This is a genomic window from Streptococcus mitis, assembly GCF_008763935.1.
Classification (GTDB): Bacteria; Bacillota; Bacilli; order Lactobacillales; family Streptococcaceae; genus Streptococcus; species Streptococcus mitis_DB.
The window spans coordinates 1-17,500 of the sequence record NZ_VTQF01000003.1; the positions used below are offsets into that span (position 1 = coordinate 1).

The window sequence follows — 17,500 nt, forward strand, 5'->3', positions numbered from 1 at the left end:
TTTTGGCACATTTCATCCATTCTGCACCCTTTAGCTCCTCAACTGCACAAAAAAGAGAGGACATGCCTCTCTTTGGGTTATTTTTCGTCATTCATTTTTGACTTTACTTCATCATAGGATAGTGCATGTGATTCCTCTTCTACTGCTTCAGGCATCTTTCCTGTTTCGTAAAGAGCTTTAATTTGTGTACTATCCAATGTTTCGTATTTCAATAATGCTTCTGCAATCAACTTGTGAGTTTCACGATTTGATTGGATGATTTCAGCAGCTTTATTTCGTGCTTCATTTAATAATGAACGAACCTCTTCGTCAATTTCATAAGCCGTTTGTTCTGAAATTGATTTTTGAGGACTCTGTGCACCAAACATAGCATGGTTTCCTTCATATTGTACTGGGCCAAGTTTTTCACTCATACCGTACTCTGTAACCATTGCACGCGCCATTTGTGTCGCTTGTTCAAAGTCGTTTGAAGCTCCTGTAGTTTGGACATTAAAGATAATTTCTTCAGCTACACGTCCACCCATTAAGCCAGCTAATTGCTCTTTCATATTTTCTTTAGATAGAAGCATTTGGTCTTCCTTAGGAAGTGCAATCATATAACCACCTGCGCGGCCACGTGGTACAATTGTAACCTTATGGACAACGCGGGCATTCGACAAGACTAAACCAACAATGGTATGTCCTGCCTCATGATAGGCAACCAATTCACGTTCTTTTTGTGAAACTGTCTTATCTTTCTTAGAAGGTCCAGCAATAACTCTATCTTCTGCTTCATCGATATCTGAGGCGTCAATTACCGATTTATTGCGACGAGCAGCAACTAGAGCTGCTTCATTCAAGACATTCTCTAAATCAGCACCAACAAAACCTGGAGTTTGTTGGGCAACTAATTTCAAATCAACATCTTCTGCTAAAGGCTTGTTCTTAGCATGAACTTTCAAGATTGCTTCACGACCTTTAACATCAGGGCGACCAACCAAGACTTTTCTATCAAAACGTCCTGGACGCAGAAGGGCAGGGTCTAGTACATCTGAACGGTTTGTCGCAGCGATGACGATAATTCCTTCATTTCCCTCAAAACCATCCATCTCAATCAAGAGTTGGTTCAATGTTTGTTCACGTTCGTCATTTCCTCCGCCAAGACCGACTCCACGTTGACGTCCAACAGCATCAATTTCATCGATAAAGATAATAGCTGGTGCTGCTTTTTTGGCATCTTCAAAAAGAGAACGAACACGGCTAGCTCCAACTCCAACAAACATTTCTACAAAGTCAGAACCTGAAATACTAAAGAATGGAACACCTGCTTCTCCGGCGACTGCTTTAGCAAGCAAAGTCTTACCTGTTCCTGGAGGTCCCTCTAACAGAACACCTGCTGGAATACGGGCCCCAAGTTTTGTAAATCGTTTTGGATCTTTTAAAAATTCAACAACTTCAACTAGTTCTTGTTTTTCTTCCTCAGCTCCAGCAACATCTGAAAATCTTACTTTAATATCTTCTTTATTTGCAGCTTTAGCCTTACTACGTCCAAAACTCATCGGGTTACGGCTATTATTTCCTCCCATATTTCCCATCATAGAGAATAGGAAGAAGAATAGAATACCGAATGGCACAATGGATACAAGAATATTAATCCACATACCACTTGAACTTTCATGTTTAACAGTTACTTCTGCCTTATGGTCAGAAGCAAGTTTTTGCAATTCTGATACTGTAGTATCTGAAGGAAGAATAATACTTGAAAATTTCTCTACTGTTGTAGCAGAAGGAGAAAAGAACTGGATACCTGTTTCTTCTTTACTTGTTTTAGGATTTTTATAAACACCTGAAACTTCGATAACACTGCCATTTGGTTGGTAAGTCAATTCTTTTACATTGTCATCGGTAATTTCTTTTACCAATTCTGTATAATTAATTTGCTCACTTTTCCCTGCAACACTACCTGTACTGAAATACTGGTAAGCTGTAACTAGGAAAAAAATAAGTAATAACCATAGAAAAGGATTTTTAATTAAACCATTATTTTGTTTTTTCATTAAAAATTGTTCTTTCTAATTTGAATATACTTCTTCTTTCAATACTCCAACATATGGAAGGTTACGATAATTTTCTTTGTAGTCTAAACCATAACCTACTACAAACTCATTTGGAATAGTAAAGCAAGTATAGTCTGCCTCAATTTCTACAACACGTCCTTCTGGTTTATCCAACAAGGTTGCAATCTTAACAGAAGCTGCATCTCTTGCAATAAACATATCTCTTAAACTCTTCAAAGTTTGACCTGTATCAATGATATCTTCTACAAACAGAACATGTCTTCCTTTGATATCTTGAGTTACATCTTGCTTGATATTGATGACACCGCTACTTGCTGTTCCACCATGGTAGCTAGAAACCATCATGAAGTCCATTTCAATATGTGTATCAATATGTTTAACCAATTCAGCTATAAAAGGGATAGATCCTTTTAAAATCCCTACTAAAATTGGATTTTTTCCTGCATAGTCTTTAGTTAGTTGGGCACCTAATTTTTTAGCAGCTTCTGTAATTTCATCGTGTGAAACAAGGATTTTTTTAATATCGTTTTCTAACATTTTTTTACCTATCTATTTTTTCTATATAAAGTACAGTGTTCATTATATCATTTTTCGTGTTTTTACTCAAATTACTGGTCGCAATTCCCAAAATTGAGACAATTTCACCAAATTGCTCAATAATCAGAGCTGATTTTCGCTTTTCCATAGGGATTTTCAAATCAATAAATAGACGTCTGAGTTTTTTTCTATGTCTATTCTGAATCAAAACATCTCCTGTTTTTCGATGACGAATGTGTATGGATGTTTCGCGTGAAACAGGTACCTGCTGAATTAATTCACCTTCTAAAGGAAGTCCAAAGGAAAATAAATAACCTTGGTAAGATACCTGATTTTGATAGTGTAACACAAGTTCATCTTCCTTTTCATCAGACTGAGGACTGATTTTACAAATCCGAAACTGTTGATACTCTTTTATCAATTCATAGCCATTTTTAAGCGGATGACGATACTGGCTTTTAGTTTTTAAAATTTGCCGAACTTCTTCAAACTGAGCTTTTGTAAGATTCAAATCTGGAAAACGATTCAGATAAGTTTGAAGTAAAACTCTTTGTGTCGACTCAGAGTAAGACAATAGCTGCTCTAAATTTTCTAGATCAATATTCTTAGATAATTCAGCTATAGCTAAGTCATAATCTAAAATTTCATTTCCGAGGCTTAAGATTGCATCTCTAAATCGAGGATTTTCTTTTTCTAATTCTGGTAAATAAGAGTTTCGAATACGATTGCGAAAATAATGATTTTCCTGATTTGATGTATCTTCAAAGTGAAAAATTGGTGAAAAGTCTTTTTTATGGAAATGCAAGAAGGGCCGAATAAGTTCTATCTCTCCGACTACTTGCTTCTCCTTAATTCCTGATAGATAGCGCAATCGAGTTCCTCTAATCAAACGCATCAAAATCGTTTCCACCTGGTCATCAGCATGGTGGGCAGTTACCAAGGCTGTCGCACCAGTCTTTATCATGACCTCTTTAAAAAAATCATAACGAAAATGTCGAGCCCGCGCTTCTGAAAATTCTCCTGAAAAATTGCTGATATAAATAGGAAGCTCTGCTTCAGCAGCTAACTTCCTTAATTCCTGTTCTTCCCAATCTGATTCTACTCTCTGCCTATGATTCACATGAGCTAGAATCAATTCAATTTCTAACTCTTTTTGATACGTAGATAACACCTTAAATAGAAACATAGAATCTAATCCACCAGAAAGAGCTAGCACCACCTTAGCATGCTTTTTGAAATATCCCTTTTTGAGAAAATGATTTAAAAAATCTTGTTCCCTCATTTTAGAACCTCATAAACATCCTTGGCTATCTTAGAAATCGTATCATAATCAGAATTTTTAGTGAAAATAGAAAGAATAAATGGAGAATCTACATAGACAACACCCGTATCATGCTTAAATTCATCCGCATCTCCAATTTTATGAGCTACTTTAACAGAAACACCTTTGGCAATTCTCTCATTATCAAAATCTGTTTTAGTCAAAGACTCTAGCACAAATCCATTTTGATTATAAATAGCTTCCATGGCCTTCCCAGCCATCTTAGAAGAAATCAATTTTTCTTTTGAATCCCAATCATCTCCCATAATAGCAGACATCTTGGATTTAAATGTGGCATCAGATTGGTTTGAAAGGTAATATCCCAATATGTTATGAGCTACATTATCCGATTCCTTAGAAACTTTCGTTATTAAGTCCTTGAGAGAATACTCTTTATTATCCTCTTTTTTAGGAAGACTACCACTTCCCTCTGGTTTATAAGAACCTGAAAAATCATTAACTGCTGATACGTATTTTACAGTCGTGTCTAACTGATAAATACCCTCATTTATTTTTTCTTGCGTATAATAAAGATAAGGGAGTTTCAAAACACTAGCCGCATACATCTTTTCATCTTGATTGATACCAGCTTCTTTTCCAGTAGTCAGTTGCTTAACATAAATAGAGAAAGAATCTTTTTGATATTTTTCAGATAACATTTCTTGGACTTTACCCATCCGATTATCTTCTTCAGAAGTTGATTCCTTATCTACCCATCCAGCCTGATCAATATGTAGAAATTCTCTTCCTTCTACAAACATGGTCTTGTCGATCGATACTTGCGAATAAGCTGATAAGGATGATTTCACTTCTTTTAAGTCATAAGGGCTATTATACAGTTTAAAATCAGATTCTAACCATACTTTTTTGATTGTAGGAGTTACCTCTGACTGATCGTATAAAAATCGTTTGTCTGCAGCAATAAATTGATGATTTGATAGCTTAAATACCGGAATTCCTTGTTTATTTAAGCGCCACTCGGTTATTTGAAAACTTGTTTGGGGAGTTAATTTTCCAGATTTCACTACTAAATCTTCATTCGCATAAACAGGAACCTCTCCATAAACCATGGGAGAACTTAATTTTTCTCTAAAATAAATACCAAAGTTAGATTGTGAAAGGTAATAAATTTCTTTCGAAGTATAGACTACTTCTTTTTCTGTGCTAACGACTTTTGAAATGGTCAAAAAACTCGGTAACAACAAAATAATTAAGAATTTACGCATTCTTCCTTTCCTTTTCTTCTTGTAAACGCAATAATTGATTTTTATCAGCCAACTCTTCCAGCTTTTCTTCCGATAGACTCAAAAATTGCTCTATTACATCTAATAAATTTTCCATTTTATCACCTTGGGAGCAAGTCAGGAATCGTATAAACAGCTTCCCGATTCTTAGAATAATAATATTTTGCACGCATGTATTTAGCAGCATAATCTTCATCTTTCAACTTTGTGGCAAAAGCTGTCTCTTTCTCCTTTTCCTCACTCAAGGTTTGATACTGAGTTTGCAATTCTGATAACTGTTGACGTCTTTGGAGTAATTGATGATAGCTTTGAGCAAGATTATAAGTTGGTAAAATGAACAATAAAATCATCAAAATAAGAACCCAACCCATGAAACGATTACGTTTTTGTCGTTCTTTCATCAGATAGCGACGACGTTGGTGTTCATTTTGAATAAAAGAATTATTCAATTGTACGATATTTTTAGACATTTTCTTCTACCCGTGTTTCACTGATAATTTCATACATTCCTGCTGCATCTTCTTTTTTTGTACTATCCTTCATCTCTAGTACTTTTACAAGTAGCAACTTATTGCCAAAGCGAATTTCAACTTGGTCATTAACTTTCAAATCCGTTGAACTTTTGGCCAAGATTCCATTTACCTTGATTCTGCCTTTATCTGCTACTTCTTTTGCGACTGTACGACGCTTGATAATTCGTGATACTTTTAAATATTTGTCTAATCTCATTTTTATTACCTCAAATTATTATTGTATCATTTTTATCTACTTTATAGAAGAAAAATGTTAAAGGGAATTGCCTTCTTTCGATACTTTTATCTCTAATAAACTTTCTCCAAAAATGAGCAGACCTTCTAAAATTTCATAGTCCTTCTTATTTTGGACATCAAATACAACTTCCATTAATCCCTTATTCTCAGTTATGGCTGCTTTTAAATTCGTTGCGGATAAAGATTTAAAATAATCTTGAGCCAAAAACAATCGCTGAGTAATTTTTTCAAATTGAACTGTAATCTTATTTTCTTTTCGTTCCACACGTTGAACAAAGACCTTATCAAGATAAGACTTAACCAAACCAATCTCTAAAAGATAGGCTACCACGTCTGGGTACTCTCCAAAGCGGTCCATCAACTCTTCTTGTAATTCTTCGTAGTTGACACGGTTGTCAATTTGACGAATTTTCTTGTAAATTTCAATCTTATGTCGTTGATCAGAAATATAGGTATCAGGAAGATAGGCATCAATTTGTAAAATCAACTCAGCATTCCCTTTGGTTCTTGTGTTCCCATTACCATGTCGTTTAGCAATAGCTTCCTCCAATAACTGCGAATACAATTCAAAACCAACAGAATCAATGAAACCAGACTGGGATTTTCCTAAAAGATTTCCTGCTCCACGAATCGAAAGATCTCGCATTGCAATCTTAAATCCAGAGCCCAATTCTGTAAATCCTTTAATCGCTTCTAATCTCTTCTCGGAGACTTCACTGATTGATTTTTCTGGACGATACATGAGATAGGCATAAGCAATACGATTACTACGACCGACTCTTCCTCTTAACTGATACAAGGTTGACAAGCCCATATGGTCCGCATTTTCAATAAATAAAGTATTGGCATTTGGAATGTCCACCCCTGTCTCAATAATGGTAGTTGTCACCAAAATATCATACTGACCTTCAATGAAATCCAGTAGAGTATTTTCTAACTGAATCTCACTCATTTGCCCATGAACATAACCAATCGAAGCCTCTGGAATCAACTCCTGTAATTCGTAAACCTTCTGATCAATCGTGTCAACTTTATTGTAAAGATAGTAAATTTGACCTCCACGCTCCATTTCACGCAAGACAGCATCACGAATGACACTATCATTCTTTTCTAAGACATAGGTTTGCACTGGATAACGATTAGTCGGCGGAGTTTCAATGACAGACAAATCTCTGATTCCCAGCATAGACATGTGAAGGGTACGAGGAATTGGCGTTGCTGTCAAGGTCAGGACATCTACTTGTTTTTTCAGTTCTTTCAAGGTTTCCTTATGCTTGACACCAAATCGCTGTTCCTCATCAATAATCATCAAGCCCAAATCAGCAAACACAACATCTTTTGATAAAATACGATGGGTTCCAATCAAAATATCAACTTGACCCTTTTTCAATTTTTCAAGTGTTTCAGTCTGCTCTTTTTTACTTCTAAAGCGACTCAACACATCAATATTAACTGCAAAATTTTGGAATCGTTCCTTAAAATTCGTATAGTGCTGTTGCGCTAAAACCGTCGTCGGAACTAGAACGACAACCTGTTTGTGATCATTGACTGCCTTAAAGGCTGCACGCATAGCAACTTCAGTCTTTCCAAAACCAACATCCCCAACTAAAAGTCGATCCATTGGCTGACAAGCCTGCATATCTCTCTTGATTTCCTCAACACTACGAAGTTGATCATCCGTTTCAACATAAGGGAAGGCATCATCAAAAGCATGTTGATCCTCATCATCAGCTGAAAAAGCAAATCCCTTCAACTGGCTGCGCTCAGAATAAAGTTTAATTAAATCATCAGCTATATCCTCTACCTGGTTCTTAACTTTTTGCTTGGCTTTTTTGAAATGACCGTCATTTAATTTATTGAGTTTAGGAGCTTTCCCGTCACTTGAAATATATTTGGACAATAACTGAATCTGCTCTACTGGGATGGAAATTTGGTCCCCATTTTGATACTGGACACTGACATAATCACGGTGAATCCCTTTGATTTCAATTGTTTCAATCCCTAGATATTGACCAATTCCATGGATATGGTGAACAACGTAATCTCCTTTTTCAAGTTCATTGTAATCTTTTAATCTCTCTGCATTTGAAACATGTTGTCTTCGAAAACGACGTTTCAATTTCTTTTGAAAAATCTCATGTTCAGTTATCAATAAAACCTTTTCATCAACAAAATGAAAACCATGTCTGAGATTACCCTCGATTAAGTTTACAGATTCTTTACAGATACTTGACTCATCTCTAGAATCCAATTTAATCTGATATTCCTCTAACACATCCTCCAATGTTTTACTTCCCATTGAATTGCTAGACTGCAGGATAATAGTATAATCCATTTTTTTGTATCGCTCAATTTCTTCTTTTAGAAAAGAAAATTGATTGAAAAACTCTTGCATGGGATATTGATTAAATTGATAAATTTGGTCAAACTTGAGATTTCCTAACCCCTTTTGCAGATTAGAGAAAAAGGTAACCGAACTCTGTTTTTTATAGATTTGCTCTGTATCAGCAAAATACTGCATCTCAGAAAATGCTTTACTAATCTGTAATTCTTCTGTAAAGTATTGTGCTAACTCCCTTTCAAAGACTTCATACTGATTCATCAATTTCTGATAATCATCAAAGAATACTGGGGTATCTTTTTCAATATAGTCAAAAAAAGTCCATGTCTTGTCATAACACAAAGATAAAAATTTCCGTGAATCAGAATGAATTTGTTTTTTGTGAAAACTTGAAAGAATTTCTTCTAAGTATGATTTTAAAATAGGTGATAACGTTTTTGAAATTTGTTTTTCTAAAGCTGACTGTCCTCGTTGATAATCCTTTTCTCTCAAAAGCATATCACTAGCTGGAAAGATAGTGAGTTCTGTCTGATTTTCTTTCGATAATTGTGTTTCGACTTCAAATGACCTAATACCATCGACTTCATCACCAAAAAACTCAATTCGGTAAGGTTCTAACTGGGATATTTCAAAAATATCTAAAATATCTCCTCGCAGACTAAATTCGCCTTGAGTTTGTACTTGTGTAACTTTTCGATAGCCTATCTCTTTTAACTGATGGATAAGTGCGTGTTGGTCATATTCTTCACCAACTGTTATTTTTACAATACTATCTTTGAATATATTGGGAGACGGTAAAATCAATCGACTTGCTGCGATATTACAAACTAAAATCCCTTTCTTAGATGAATCAGTCAAAAAACGCAGGGCTTCAACCCGTGAAATGATTTTTTCTTGTGAAGACATCAAAAACTCGACCATAGGGGAGTCATCTACCAAAAATGGATAGACAAGTTCCTCACCCAAGACAGAGATAAGATCACTAACAAGTCCTTCTGCTTCTCCATAAGTTGATGTCAATAACACAATCTTATCTTCCTGTCTCAAACTACTAGCAATTGCTAAAGCTTTTGTAGAAGTTGACAAGCCTAACATTAATTGTCTTTTCTTATCTGTCAGATTTTGATGCCATTTTTTGATCTGATTATTTTCTGAGAATAAATCTAATAAGATCACCATTTATCCATTATACCTCTGCATCGTTTTTTCAAAGTTTTTCTCTTGTAAATAGTAGTTTACAGAATCGTCAACTTTGTCAATAGACTGTAAAATACCAATATAATCATTCTTGTCAAACTTACTCAAAACATGGTTAACAACTGACATTCCATTTTTAGGTCTTCCGATTCCAATCTTAACACGATTAAAGGTTTGGGTTCCAATATGTTGAATAATAGACTTGATACCATTATGACCACCTGCTGAACCTTTTGCTCTTAAACGAATTTTCCCAACTTCCATGTCAAGATCATCGTAAATGATGAGTAAATCTTCAATATCCAAACCATAGTAAGTCAATAAAGCATGAACCGCTCTTCCACTTTCATTCATAAATGTCGTTGGTTTGACAATATAAATTTTTTCTCCATTTAGGAAAAAGGATGCTAGGTCAGCTTGAAATATCTTATCGTGTGTAAAAGTGACATTTTGTTTCTTCGCTAGTTGGTCAATCAACATAAAGCCAACATTGTGTTTTGTTTCAAAATATTTATCTCCTGGATTTCCCAAGCCTACAAGTAATTTGGTCATTTATTTTTCCTTTCAAAAGCCAAAAGGGTTGGAATTTTTTTCCAACCTAATTGACACTATTTGTTAAATATTATTAGACATTAAAGCGGAATTCCATGATATCGCCATCTTGAACGATATATTCTTTTCCTTCTTCACGCAAGCGCCCAGCTTCTTTTACAGCCTTTTCAGATCCATATTTCACTAGATCCTCATATGACATGGTTACTGCACGAATAAAGCCTTTTTCAAAGTCTGAGTGGATAATACCAGCTGCTTGAGTAGCCTTCATACCACGTTTAAAGGTCCAAGCGCGAACCTCTTTTTCACCAGCTGTGAAGTAAGTTCCAAGTCCAAGTAAGTGATAAGCTGCGCGAGTCAACTTGTCAACGCCTGATTCTGTCAACCCAAGTGCTTCAAGAAACTCTTGCTTATCTTCTTCGTCTAACTCAGAAATTTCTTCCTCAGCACGCGCAGAAATAACGACTACTTCAGCATTTTCTGTCGCTGCAAATTCGCGAATTTGTTTGACATAGTCGATAGAATCTGGATCTGAAACTACATCCTCATCTACATTGGCAACATAAAGAACTGGTTTAGTCGTCAAAAGGAAAAGACCTTTGACAACTTTTTGTTCTTCATCTGTAAATTCGATTGTACGAGCTGATTTCCCATCTTCAAGAACTGGTTTAATCTTTTGAAGAACATTGAATTCTGCTACTGATTCTTTATCTTTTTGCGTACGTGCCATCTTTTCTACACGCGCATATCGTTTGTTCACTGATTCTAAGTCAGCAAGAATTAACTCCAAGTTAATGGTATCAATATCTGCAAGTGGATCCACAAAGGCATCTTCACGTCCTTGCTCGCGCATGACATTTTCATCATCAAAAGCACGAACTACATGAACAATCGCGTCTACTTCACGAATATTGGCCAAGAATTTATTTCCTAGCCCTTCTCCTTTTGAAGCTCCTTTTACAATTCCTGCGATATCTGTAAATTCAAAAGTTGTGGGAACTGTCTTTTTAGGAGTAATCATTTCAGTTAGTTTTTGTAGGCGTTCATCTGGAACTTCTACCATTCCAACATTTGGATCAATCGTCGCAAATGGGTAGTTTGCCGCCTCTGCTCCTGCTTTTGTAATTGCATTAAATAGTGTTGATTTACCAACGTTTGGCAAACCAACGATACCTGCTGTTAAAGCCATATTTTCTCATTCTCCGTTTTCATTTCAATCCCTAATATTATAACACAAAAAGGGAAAACTTGCTAACCCTCTAACTAAGGGTTCTCAGTCAATAATTTTATTCATTTTTCGATCAAAATCATATCGCCCCATCATGACAACATGCTCACAATTACTGCATTTGATTTTGATATCTGCCCCTACACGTGTAATTTCCCAACGATTTGCTTTTTTACCAGTTGACTTGATAGTACAAGCATGTGGTTTTTTCATCTCAACAAAATTTCCAACTTGATACATACTACTCTCCTTTTCTTTTTCGATTATATCATAAAAGAGGCGAGCCAGGCTCAACCTCTTTCACTTAATTTGTACGAACTGGTGTAATGAGCTGCATGAAGTCTTCGTCAGTATCTGCTGGAACAAGAGTAAATGGACGAACAGCTGAGATAAAGCTAATGGTCACCTTTTCGCTATTTAAAGCCTTAAGAGAATCAATCAAGTAAGTTGGGTTGAAACTAATGGTCAAATCTTCACCAGTCACCTGATCAGTATCGATTTCTTCGTTTACTTTACCAACTTCTGGAGAGTGAACATGAGCGCTAACAATCCCATCTTTTATTTCAAGTTTCACAGTACCATTTTGAGTAGCACTTGATAAAAGACGAGCACGTTCCATTGACTGGCGTAAGTTTACAACATCAAAAGTAATAGTAGTATTAAAGTCCGTTGGAATCAAACGATCTGTATCAGGATAGTTTCCTTCAAGGAGACGAGTATAGAAGCTAATATTTTCGCTTCTAAATAGGATTTGGTTGTTGGCAAAGAAAATCTCTACATTTTCAATATCATCTGTAAATACCGCTGAAAATTCGCGTAGAGAACGGCTAGGAATGACAACATCAAAATCATCACTATTTTTCTCAAGCGTTAATTTTTTCTGGCTTAGGCGATGAGAGTCTGTTGCAACTGTTTTTAGCTCCTTGTGTTGACTCAATACAAAATGAACACCTGTTAAAATCGGACGACTCTCTTGGGTACTTGCTGCAAAAGCTGTTTCATTGATAATTTTCTTGAGTAATTTTGTTTCAAGAATTAAAGGAGTGCTTGCTGAAATTTCTTGGATTCGTGGATATTGTTCACTATCTTTTCCTTTTAGGGTAATTTCTGACTTGCCGCTGGTTAAAACAATTTGATTTTGTTCAATTTCTTTAAAATCAAGAGTCACATCAGGTAGACTAGATACCACATTGATAAAGAAAGAAGCTTCAAGAAGGATTGAACCTAAAGAAGTAATTAATAAACCAGCATCTTCATTTTTTTGAGAAATAAAATTTTCAATTGAAATTTGACCATTTGAACCAATTAAAGTAACACCTTCATTGGTCACGTCAATTTTGACAGTTGATAAAATAGGAATAGCATTTTTAGAACTAATAGCTCTCTTAGTAGTATTTAAGGCTTGTAGAAATAAATTTTTATTAATTGAAAAATGAATCATGGATTCTCCTTTATTTATTTTTAGTATTAGAAGGATAATAGTAATAATAGAGTCTGTGAAATCTGTGGAAAACAGACTTAAAGTAAGTCATATCATGATTTTTAGCTTGTTTAAAAAATGTGGATAAAAAAGATAAAAAAGCGAAAGTTATCCACAAGTTATTTGATTTTCTTTTTGATTGATTCGATCTCTAAACGTAAATTATCGTCTTCATCAATCAAAGATTTAATTTTTGCATGGGCATGAATGACTGTTGTATGATCTTTTCCACCAAATTCCTTCCCAATTTTTGGAAGACTATTATCTGTTAATTCTCTAGATAAATACATGGCTACTTGACGGGCCAAAACAATATTTTGAAGGCGTCTGCTTCCCTTCATTTCTTTGACAGTAACACCATAGAAGTTCCCTACTTCAGTTTGGATTTTATCAATTGGGATGACGAGCATTTGGTTAACATCTTGTTTTCGAGCTCTAATAGCTTCTGCAGCGATATCGATACTGATATCCTTAATCTTCTTCACTCTGGCGATTAAAGTGATGTCATTGATGGCTCCTTCAAGTTCTCGAACGTTTGAATCAAATTGGCCAGCTAGGTATTCTAGGGTATCACTTTGGAAATTGTAGTCCAAATGTTCTGTTTTACTTTGTAAAATGGCAATACGTGTCTCAAAGTCAGGTGGTGTGATGTTTTGCGTCAACCCCCAGCTAAAGCGCGTGACAAGTCTTTCTTCAAGGCCCTCTAAGTGTTTAGGACTACGATCACTAGTCAGAACGATTTGTTTTTGATTACTATGAAGAACGTTGAAAGTATTGAAGAATTCTTCTTGAGTTGCAACTTTTTTTCCACTCAGCGATTGGATATCATCAATTAACAAGAGATCAAGGCTACGGTAAGTTTTTTTGAATTTTTCCATTTCCCCCAGTCTCAGGTGTTCAAGAAAGTCGTTGATAAAGCTTTCAGCAGGGATGTACTTCACACGCGCATCAGGAATATTTTTCAAAATCTCATTCCCAATTGCATTGAGTAAGTGAGTCTTACCAAGGCCAGGTCCTCCATAGATAAAAAGAGGATTATAGGTCAAGGCTAAATCTTCAGAAACAGCCAAAGCGGCTGATACTGCCCAAACATTCCCATCCCCTTGGATAAAATTATCAAAGGTATACTTTTCTTTTAATCCAGTATCCGAATAAGGAATAGATGCTAACTTTGGACTATAGTCATAAAGAGTTGAATTGGTAGCTTCTTCAACTTGTGAGACAGCCGTATCTTGAGGTTTGGTGAAAATATAGTGGGGAGTTATCTCAGCATCATAAATTTCAAAACCAGCTACCACAATAATATCTTTTAGTTGTTTTTCCCAGACCATTTCCATTTCAGATCGTGGTAAAAATATAGTGGCAACATTTTCCTCTACCTTAATGAGTTCAGCTTGAATAGCATAGAAATCATACATGGATCGAGTTAGTCTTTCTTGTGCAAATTCTAATATACGATTCCAAAATTGTTTTTCTTTCAATCCTTTCTCCTCCTTTACTATCTAAAAGTTTAATGCTAGACTTATTTTACCATAGATAGAAAGATTTTTCCACAAGCTGTGAAAAATAATCCACAATGTTATCAAGTCTTATCCACAGGTTGGGGATAAAATCAGAAACTGTTGATTTATTAAGCTTTTTATTGGAAAAAATAGTGGATAACCTTGTGAGATAAGAAAATAAAAGAACAGCCTTATTTCAGGCTGTTGATAATTCTACTGTATTCTTCTTGATTTGAAAAAGAAATAATGATTTTTCCATTGTCTTTTTTAGACAGTTTGATTTCTACATCTAATCCGAGTAGTTTTTTTAACTGTTCTTCTTCATTTTGTATGAAATGATCATTTTTTTGCAGTTTCTTTTGTTTTTTCTCTGTCAGAAGAGTTTCTAACTTCCTTACAGAAATGCCTTCCTCTATGATTCGTTGAAAGAAATAGTCTTGTTGTTCCTTATTCAAGCCAACTAGCGAACGCGCATGCGCTTGTGATAGTTGGCCATTTTCTACTTCTGAAAGGATCTGTTCTGGCAAGGACAGCAAGCGAATAGAGTTGCTGATATAAGGACGAGACTTGCCCATTTTATCTGCAATTTCAGCGTGGGTAAATCCTTTCTCTATGAGAGATTCATAGGCGCGTGCTTCTTCTATTGGATTTAAATTTTCTCTCTGTAAATTTTCAATGATGGATTGAACCATCATCTCTTGGTCTGAGAGCTGTTTAACAACAGCTGGGATAGACGTTAGACCAGCTAAAAGTGAAGCCCGATAGCGTCTCTCTCCTGCAAGGATTTCATAACCAATAACAGGAGATTGACGAACAATAATCGGTTGAATGACCCCATTTTCTTTGATAGACTGTGCTAGTTCATGTAGTTTTTCTCCATCAAATTCTTTTCGAGGTTGATAGGGATTTTTTTGTATATCCGTGATAGAAATCATTTCAAATTTTTCCATGATTCTACACTAACACATCTTTTCTCTTATGTAAAGCTTTCTTTACATAGATGTTAATTAAGATTCTAAATCACCTGAACTCTTGTCAAGTTTAATAGATGTAGTTTCTTCTTTACCGTTACGATAGTAAGTTATCTTAATGGTGTCTCCGATAGAATGATTGTAAAGAGCACTTTGTAAGTCTGTTGATGAAGCAATGTCTTTGTCATCTACTTTTGTAATAACATCGTATTTTTCAAGGTGACCATTGGCAGGCATATTACTTTGCACAGAACGAACAACTACACCAGATGTTACACTGCTTGGAATATTCAGTCTTCTAATATCACTTGTATTAATATTTGAGAGATTGACCATTTGAATTCCCAAAGCTGGACGAGTCACTTTTCCGTTCTTTTCCAACTGTTCAATAATATTGATAGCATCATTTGCAGGGATTGCAAAACCAAGACCTTCTACAGATGTTCCTCCATTTGTGGCAATTTTACTTGAGGTAATTCCGATAACCTGCCCTTGAATATTGATCAGTGGGCCACCAGAGTTACCTGGGTTAATAGCAGTATCAGTTTGGATGGCTTTTGTAGAAATGGCTTGTCCATCTTCAGATTTTAAAGATACATTTCGATTGAGACTAGATACAATACCCTGAGTGACAGTATTTGCATATTCAGAACCCAATGGGCTACCAATAGCAATGGCAGTTTCTCCTACGGTTAACTTGCTAGAATCACCAAACTCAGCTACTGTTGTCACTTTTTCTGAAGAGATTTTGACGACAGCAATATCAGAGAAAGTGTCCGCTCCGACAATTTCTCCGGGTACTTTAGTTCCATCTGACAAACGAATATCTACTTTGCTGGCGCCATTTATAACGTGATTATTGGTGACGATGTAAGCTTCTTTGTCATTCTTTTTATAAATAACCCCAGATCCTTCACTAGAGATTTGCTGAGAATCTGTGTCAGTATCATCATTACCAAATACGCTATTTTGTCTGTTTGCTGAATAAGTAATAACTGAAACAACAGCATCTTTTACTTTGTTAACAGCCTGTGTTGTTGAATTTTCATTCTTATAGGCAGTCTGTGTAATAGTACTATTGTTGTTAGAGGTACTTACAGTACTTTTTTGAGTTAGTTGGTTTATTGAAAAGCTACCCAAGGCTCCACTAATAAAGCTAATGACGATAACGACTAATAATTGAAACCCTTTTTTGTAAAATGTTTTTAAATGTTTCATATTTGCCTCCATATTTTTGAATTACTGAAAGTATAAACTGACTAGCTTAATTATAACTTAAACACAAAAAGTTTTTCACAGATTGTGGATAACTTTCAAAAATCTGTGGTTTTCTCGGCTAAAATTAACCTTTTGTTTTGTGAATAAGATGTGAAAAAATAGAGAATATGTTAGAATAGAGTCATGAAAATTAAAGTTGTAACAGTTGGGAAACTGAAAGAAAAGTATTTGAAAGATGGTATTGCAGAGTATTTAAAACGAATTTCTCGATTTGCTAAGCTTGAAATGATTGAGCTAGCAGATGAAAAAACACCAGATAGGGCCAGTGAATCAGAAAATCAAAAGATTTTAGGAATAGAAGGTCAGAGAATTTTATCAAAAGTTGGTGACCGTGATTTCGTGATTGTGTTGGCTATCGAAGGGAGAACTTTCTCCTCAGAAGAATTTAGTAAGCAGCTAGAAGAAGCTTCTATAAAAGGATTTTCTACTCTTACATTTATTATTGGAGGGAGTCTGGGATTAGCACAGGATGTAAAAAAGAGAGCCAATCTCTCTGTTAGTTTTGGCCGTTTAACCTTGCCCCATCAGTTAATGAGACTAGTCCTTGTTGAACAAATCTATCGGGCTTTTACAATACAGCAGGGCTCGCCCTATCATAAATAGAAAATTGACTTTCAATTGAATTTTTGGTAGAATAGCTATATTAGGTCTCATAGCTCAGCTGGATAGAGCATTCGCCTTCTAAGCGAACGGTCGCAGGTTCGAATCCTGCTGGGATCAATATAGTAGCAAAGCTGGGAATTTTCCCGGCTTTTTTCTTAAAAAAGTACACTTGGGGAGAAAAAAATGACAGTTGAGAGAATTTTATCTAAAACGAAATTCCATTTTGTATAATAGTTTTTGTAAGTTAGCTTACAAGAAAAAAACATTTAAGGAGATTTTATTATGAAAAACACAGTTAAATTGGAACAGTTTGTAGCCTTGAAGGAAAAAGACTTGCAGGAGATTCAAGGTGGGGAAAGTAGACTTCCAAAAATCCGCTTTGATTTTATTTTCCCACGAAAAAAGTAATGAAATAAGGG

Annotated in this window: 17 protein-coding genes and 1 tRNA gene; 3 read left to right on the forward strand and 15 right to left on the reverse strand. The window is 35.4% G+C overall.

All coding sequences use genetic code 11. From position 1 onward, the window contains the following. Window positions 1-77: 77 nt before the first annotated feature. The 15 genes from ftsH to F9B91_RS04975 all read right to left on the reverse strand — a co-directional run bounded on the left by ftsH (window position 78) and on the right by F9B91_RS04975 (window position 16,418). Entirely contained in the window at window positions 78-2,036 is a 1,959-nt protein-coding gene (ftsH, locus tag F9B91_RS04910) for an ATP-dependent zinc metalloprotease FtsH (RefSeq protein WP_084887632.1), read from the reverse strand. 15 nt (window positions 2,037-2,051) lie between these two features. After that, window positions 2,052-2,594: a hypoxanthine phosphoribosyltransferase gene (hpt, locus tag F9B91_RS04915; RefSeq protein ID WP_150922662.1), complete on the reverse strand. Its 543-nt coding sequence runs from the start codon at window positions 2,592-2,594 to the stop codon at window positions 2,052-2,054. 4 nt (window positions 2,595-2,598) lie between these two features. Continuing rightward, the gene (gene tilS, locus F9B91_RS04920; protein ID WP_150922663.1) at window positions 2,599-3,876 is read right to left on the reverse strand and encodes a tRNA lysidine(34) synthetase TilS; all 1,278 of its coding nucleotides are present in this window, start codon (window positions 3,874-3,876) and stop codon (window positions 2,599-2,601) included. Then, entirely contained in the window at window positions 3,873-5,141 is a 1,269-nt protein-coding gene (locus F9B91_RS04925) for a serine hydrolase (protein WP_150922664.1), read from the reverse strand. Before F9B91_RS04925 ends, tilS begins: the two co-directional genes overlap by 4 nt. After that, window positions 5,134-5,256, reverse strand: a complete 123-nt coding sequence (locus F9B91_RS11605) for an SP_0009 family protein (RefSeq protein ID WP_000429339.1) — start codon at window positions 5,254-5,256, stop codon at window positions 5,134-5,136. The genes F9B91_RS04925 and F9B91_RS11605 overlap by 8 nt, the downstream gene beginning before the upstream one ends. 4 nt (window positions 5,257-5,260) lie before the next feature. Next, a complete protein-coding gene (locus F9B91_RS04930) occupies window positions 5,261-5,629 on the reverse strand; it encodes a septum formation initiator family protein (protein ID WP_049515632.1) in 369 nt (122 codons plus the stop codon). Beyond that, window positions 5,622-5,888 (reverse strand): RNA-binding S4 domain-containing protein, encoded by a 267-nt coding sequence (locus tag F9B91_RS04935; protein ID WP_001234978.1) that lies wholly within the window; start codon window positions 5,886-5,888, stop codon window positions 5,622-5,624. Before F9B91_RS04935 ends, F9B91_RS04930 begins: the two co-directional genes overlap by 8 nt. 57 nt (window positions 5,889-5,945) lie before the next feature. Further along, the gene (mfd, locus tag F9B91_RS04940; RefSeq protein ID WP_150922665.1) at window positions 5,946-9,449 is read right to left on the reverse strand and encodes a transcription-repair coupling factor; all 3,504 of its coding nucleotides are present in this window, start codon (window positions 9,447-9,449) and stop codon (window positions 5,946-5,948) included. Continuing rightward, window positions 9,450-10,019 (reverse strand): aminoacyl-tRNA hydrolase, encoded by a 570-nt coding sequence (gene pth / locus F9B91_RS04945; protein ID WP_084887641.1) that lies wholly within the window; start codon window positions 10,017-10,019, stop codon window positions 9,450-9,452. 73 nt (window positions 10,020-10,092) lie between these two features. Then, a complete protein-coding gene (gene ychF, locus F9B91_RS04950; RefSeq protein WP_084887643.1) occupies window positions 10,093-11,208 on the reverse strand; it encodes a redox-regulated ATPase YchF in 1,116 nt (371 codons plus the stop codon). A gap of 84 nt (window positions 11,209-11,292) precedes the next feature. After that, on the reverse strand, window positions 11,293-11,487 hold the full coding sequence (locus F9B91_RS04955) for a DUF951 domain-containing protein (protein ID WP_016397288.1): 195 nt from the start codon (window positions 11,485-11,487) through the stop codon (window positions 11,293-11,295). Between the two features lie 64 nt (window positions 11,488-11,551). Further along, window positions 11,552-12,688, reverse strand: a complete 1,137-nt coding sequence (gene dnaN / locus F9B91_RS04960) for a DNA polymerase III subunit beta (RefSeq protein WP_084887645.1) — start codon at window positions 12,686-12,688, stop codon at window positions 11,552-11,554. A 158-nt stretch (window positions 12,689-12,846) separates the two neighbouring features. After that, the gene (dnaA, locus tag F9B91_RS04965) at window positions 12,847-14,208 is read right to left on the reverse strand and encodes a chromosomal replication initiator protein DnaA (protein WP_150922666.1); all 1,362 of its coding nucleotides are present in this window, start codon (window positions 14,206-14,208) and stop codon (window positions 12,847-12,849) included. A gap of 212 nt (window positions 14,209-14,420) precedes the next feature. Then, window positions 14,421-15,179, reverse strand: a complete 759-nt coding sequence (locus tag F9B91_RS04970; RefSeq protein ID WP_084930551.1) for a ParB/RepB/Spo0J family partition protein — start codon at window positions 15,177-15,179, stop codon at window positions 14,421-14,423. A 57-nt stretch (window positions 15,180-15,236) separates the two neighbouring features. Then, window positions 15,237-16,418: a S1C family serine protease gene (locus F9B91_RS04975; RefSeq protein ID WP_150922667.1), complete on the reverse strand. Its 1,182-nt coding sequence runs from the start codon at window positions 16,416-16,418 to the stop codon at window positions 15,237-15,239. A gap of 183 nt (window positions 16,419-16,601) precedes the next feature. On the opposite strand from F9B91_RS04975, the gene rlmH reads away from it, so the two are divergent. From rlmH to comC, 3 genes are all read left to right on the forward strand, one after another. Continuing rightward, a complete protein-coding gene (gene rlmH / locus F9B91_RS04980) occupies window positions 16,602-17,081 on the forward strand; it encodes a 23S rRNA (pseudouridine(1915)-N(3))-methyltransferase RlmH (RefSeq protein ID WP_000695928.1) in 480 nt (159 codons plus the stop codon). Window positions 17,082-17,124: 43 nt separating this feature from the next. Beyond that, window positions 17,125-17,198 (forward strand) — tRNA-Arg (locus F9B91_RS04985). Between the two features lie 165 nt (window positions 17,199-17,363). Next, window positions 17,364-17,489, forward strand: coding sequence for a competence-stimulating peptide ComC (gene comC, locus F9B91_RS04990; protein ID WP_000799685.1), 126 nt, complete (start codon window positions 17,364-17,366; stop codon window positions 17,487-17,489). Window positions 17,490-17,500 lie beyond the last annotated feature (11 nt).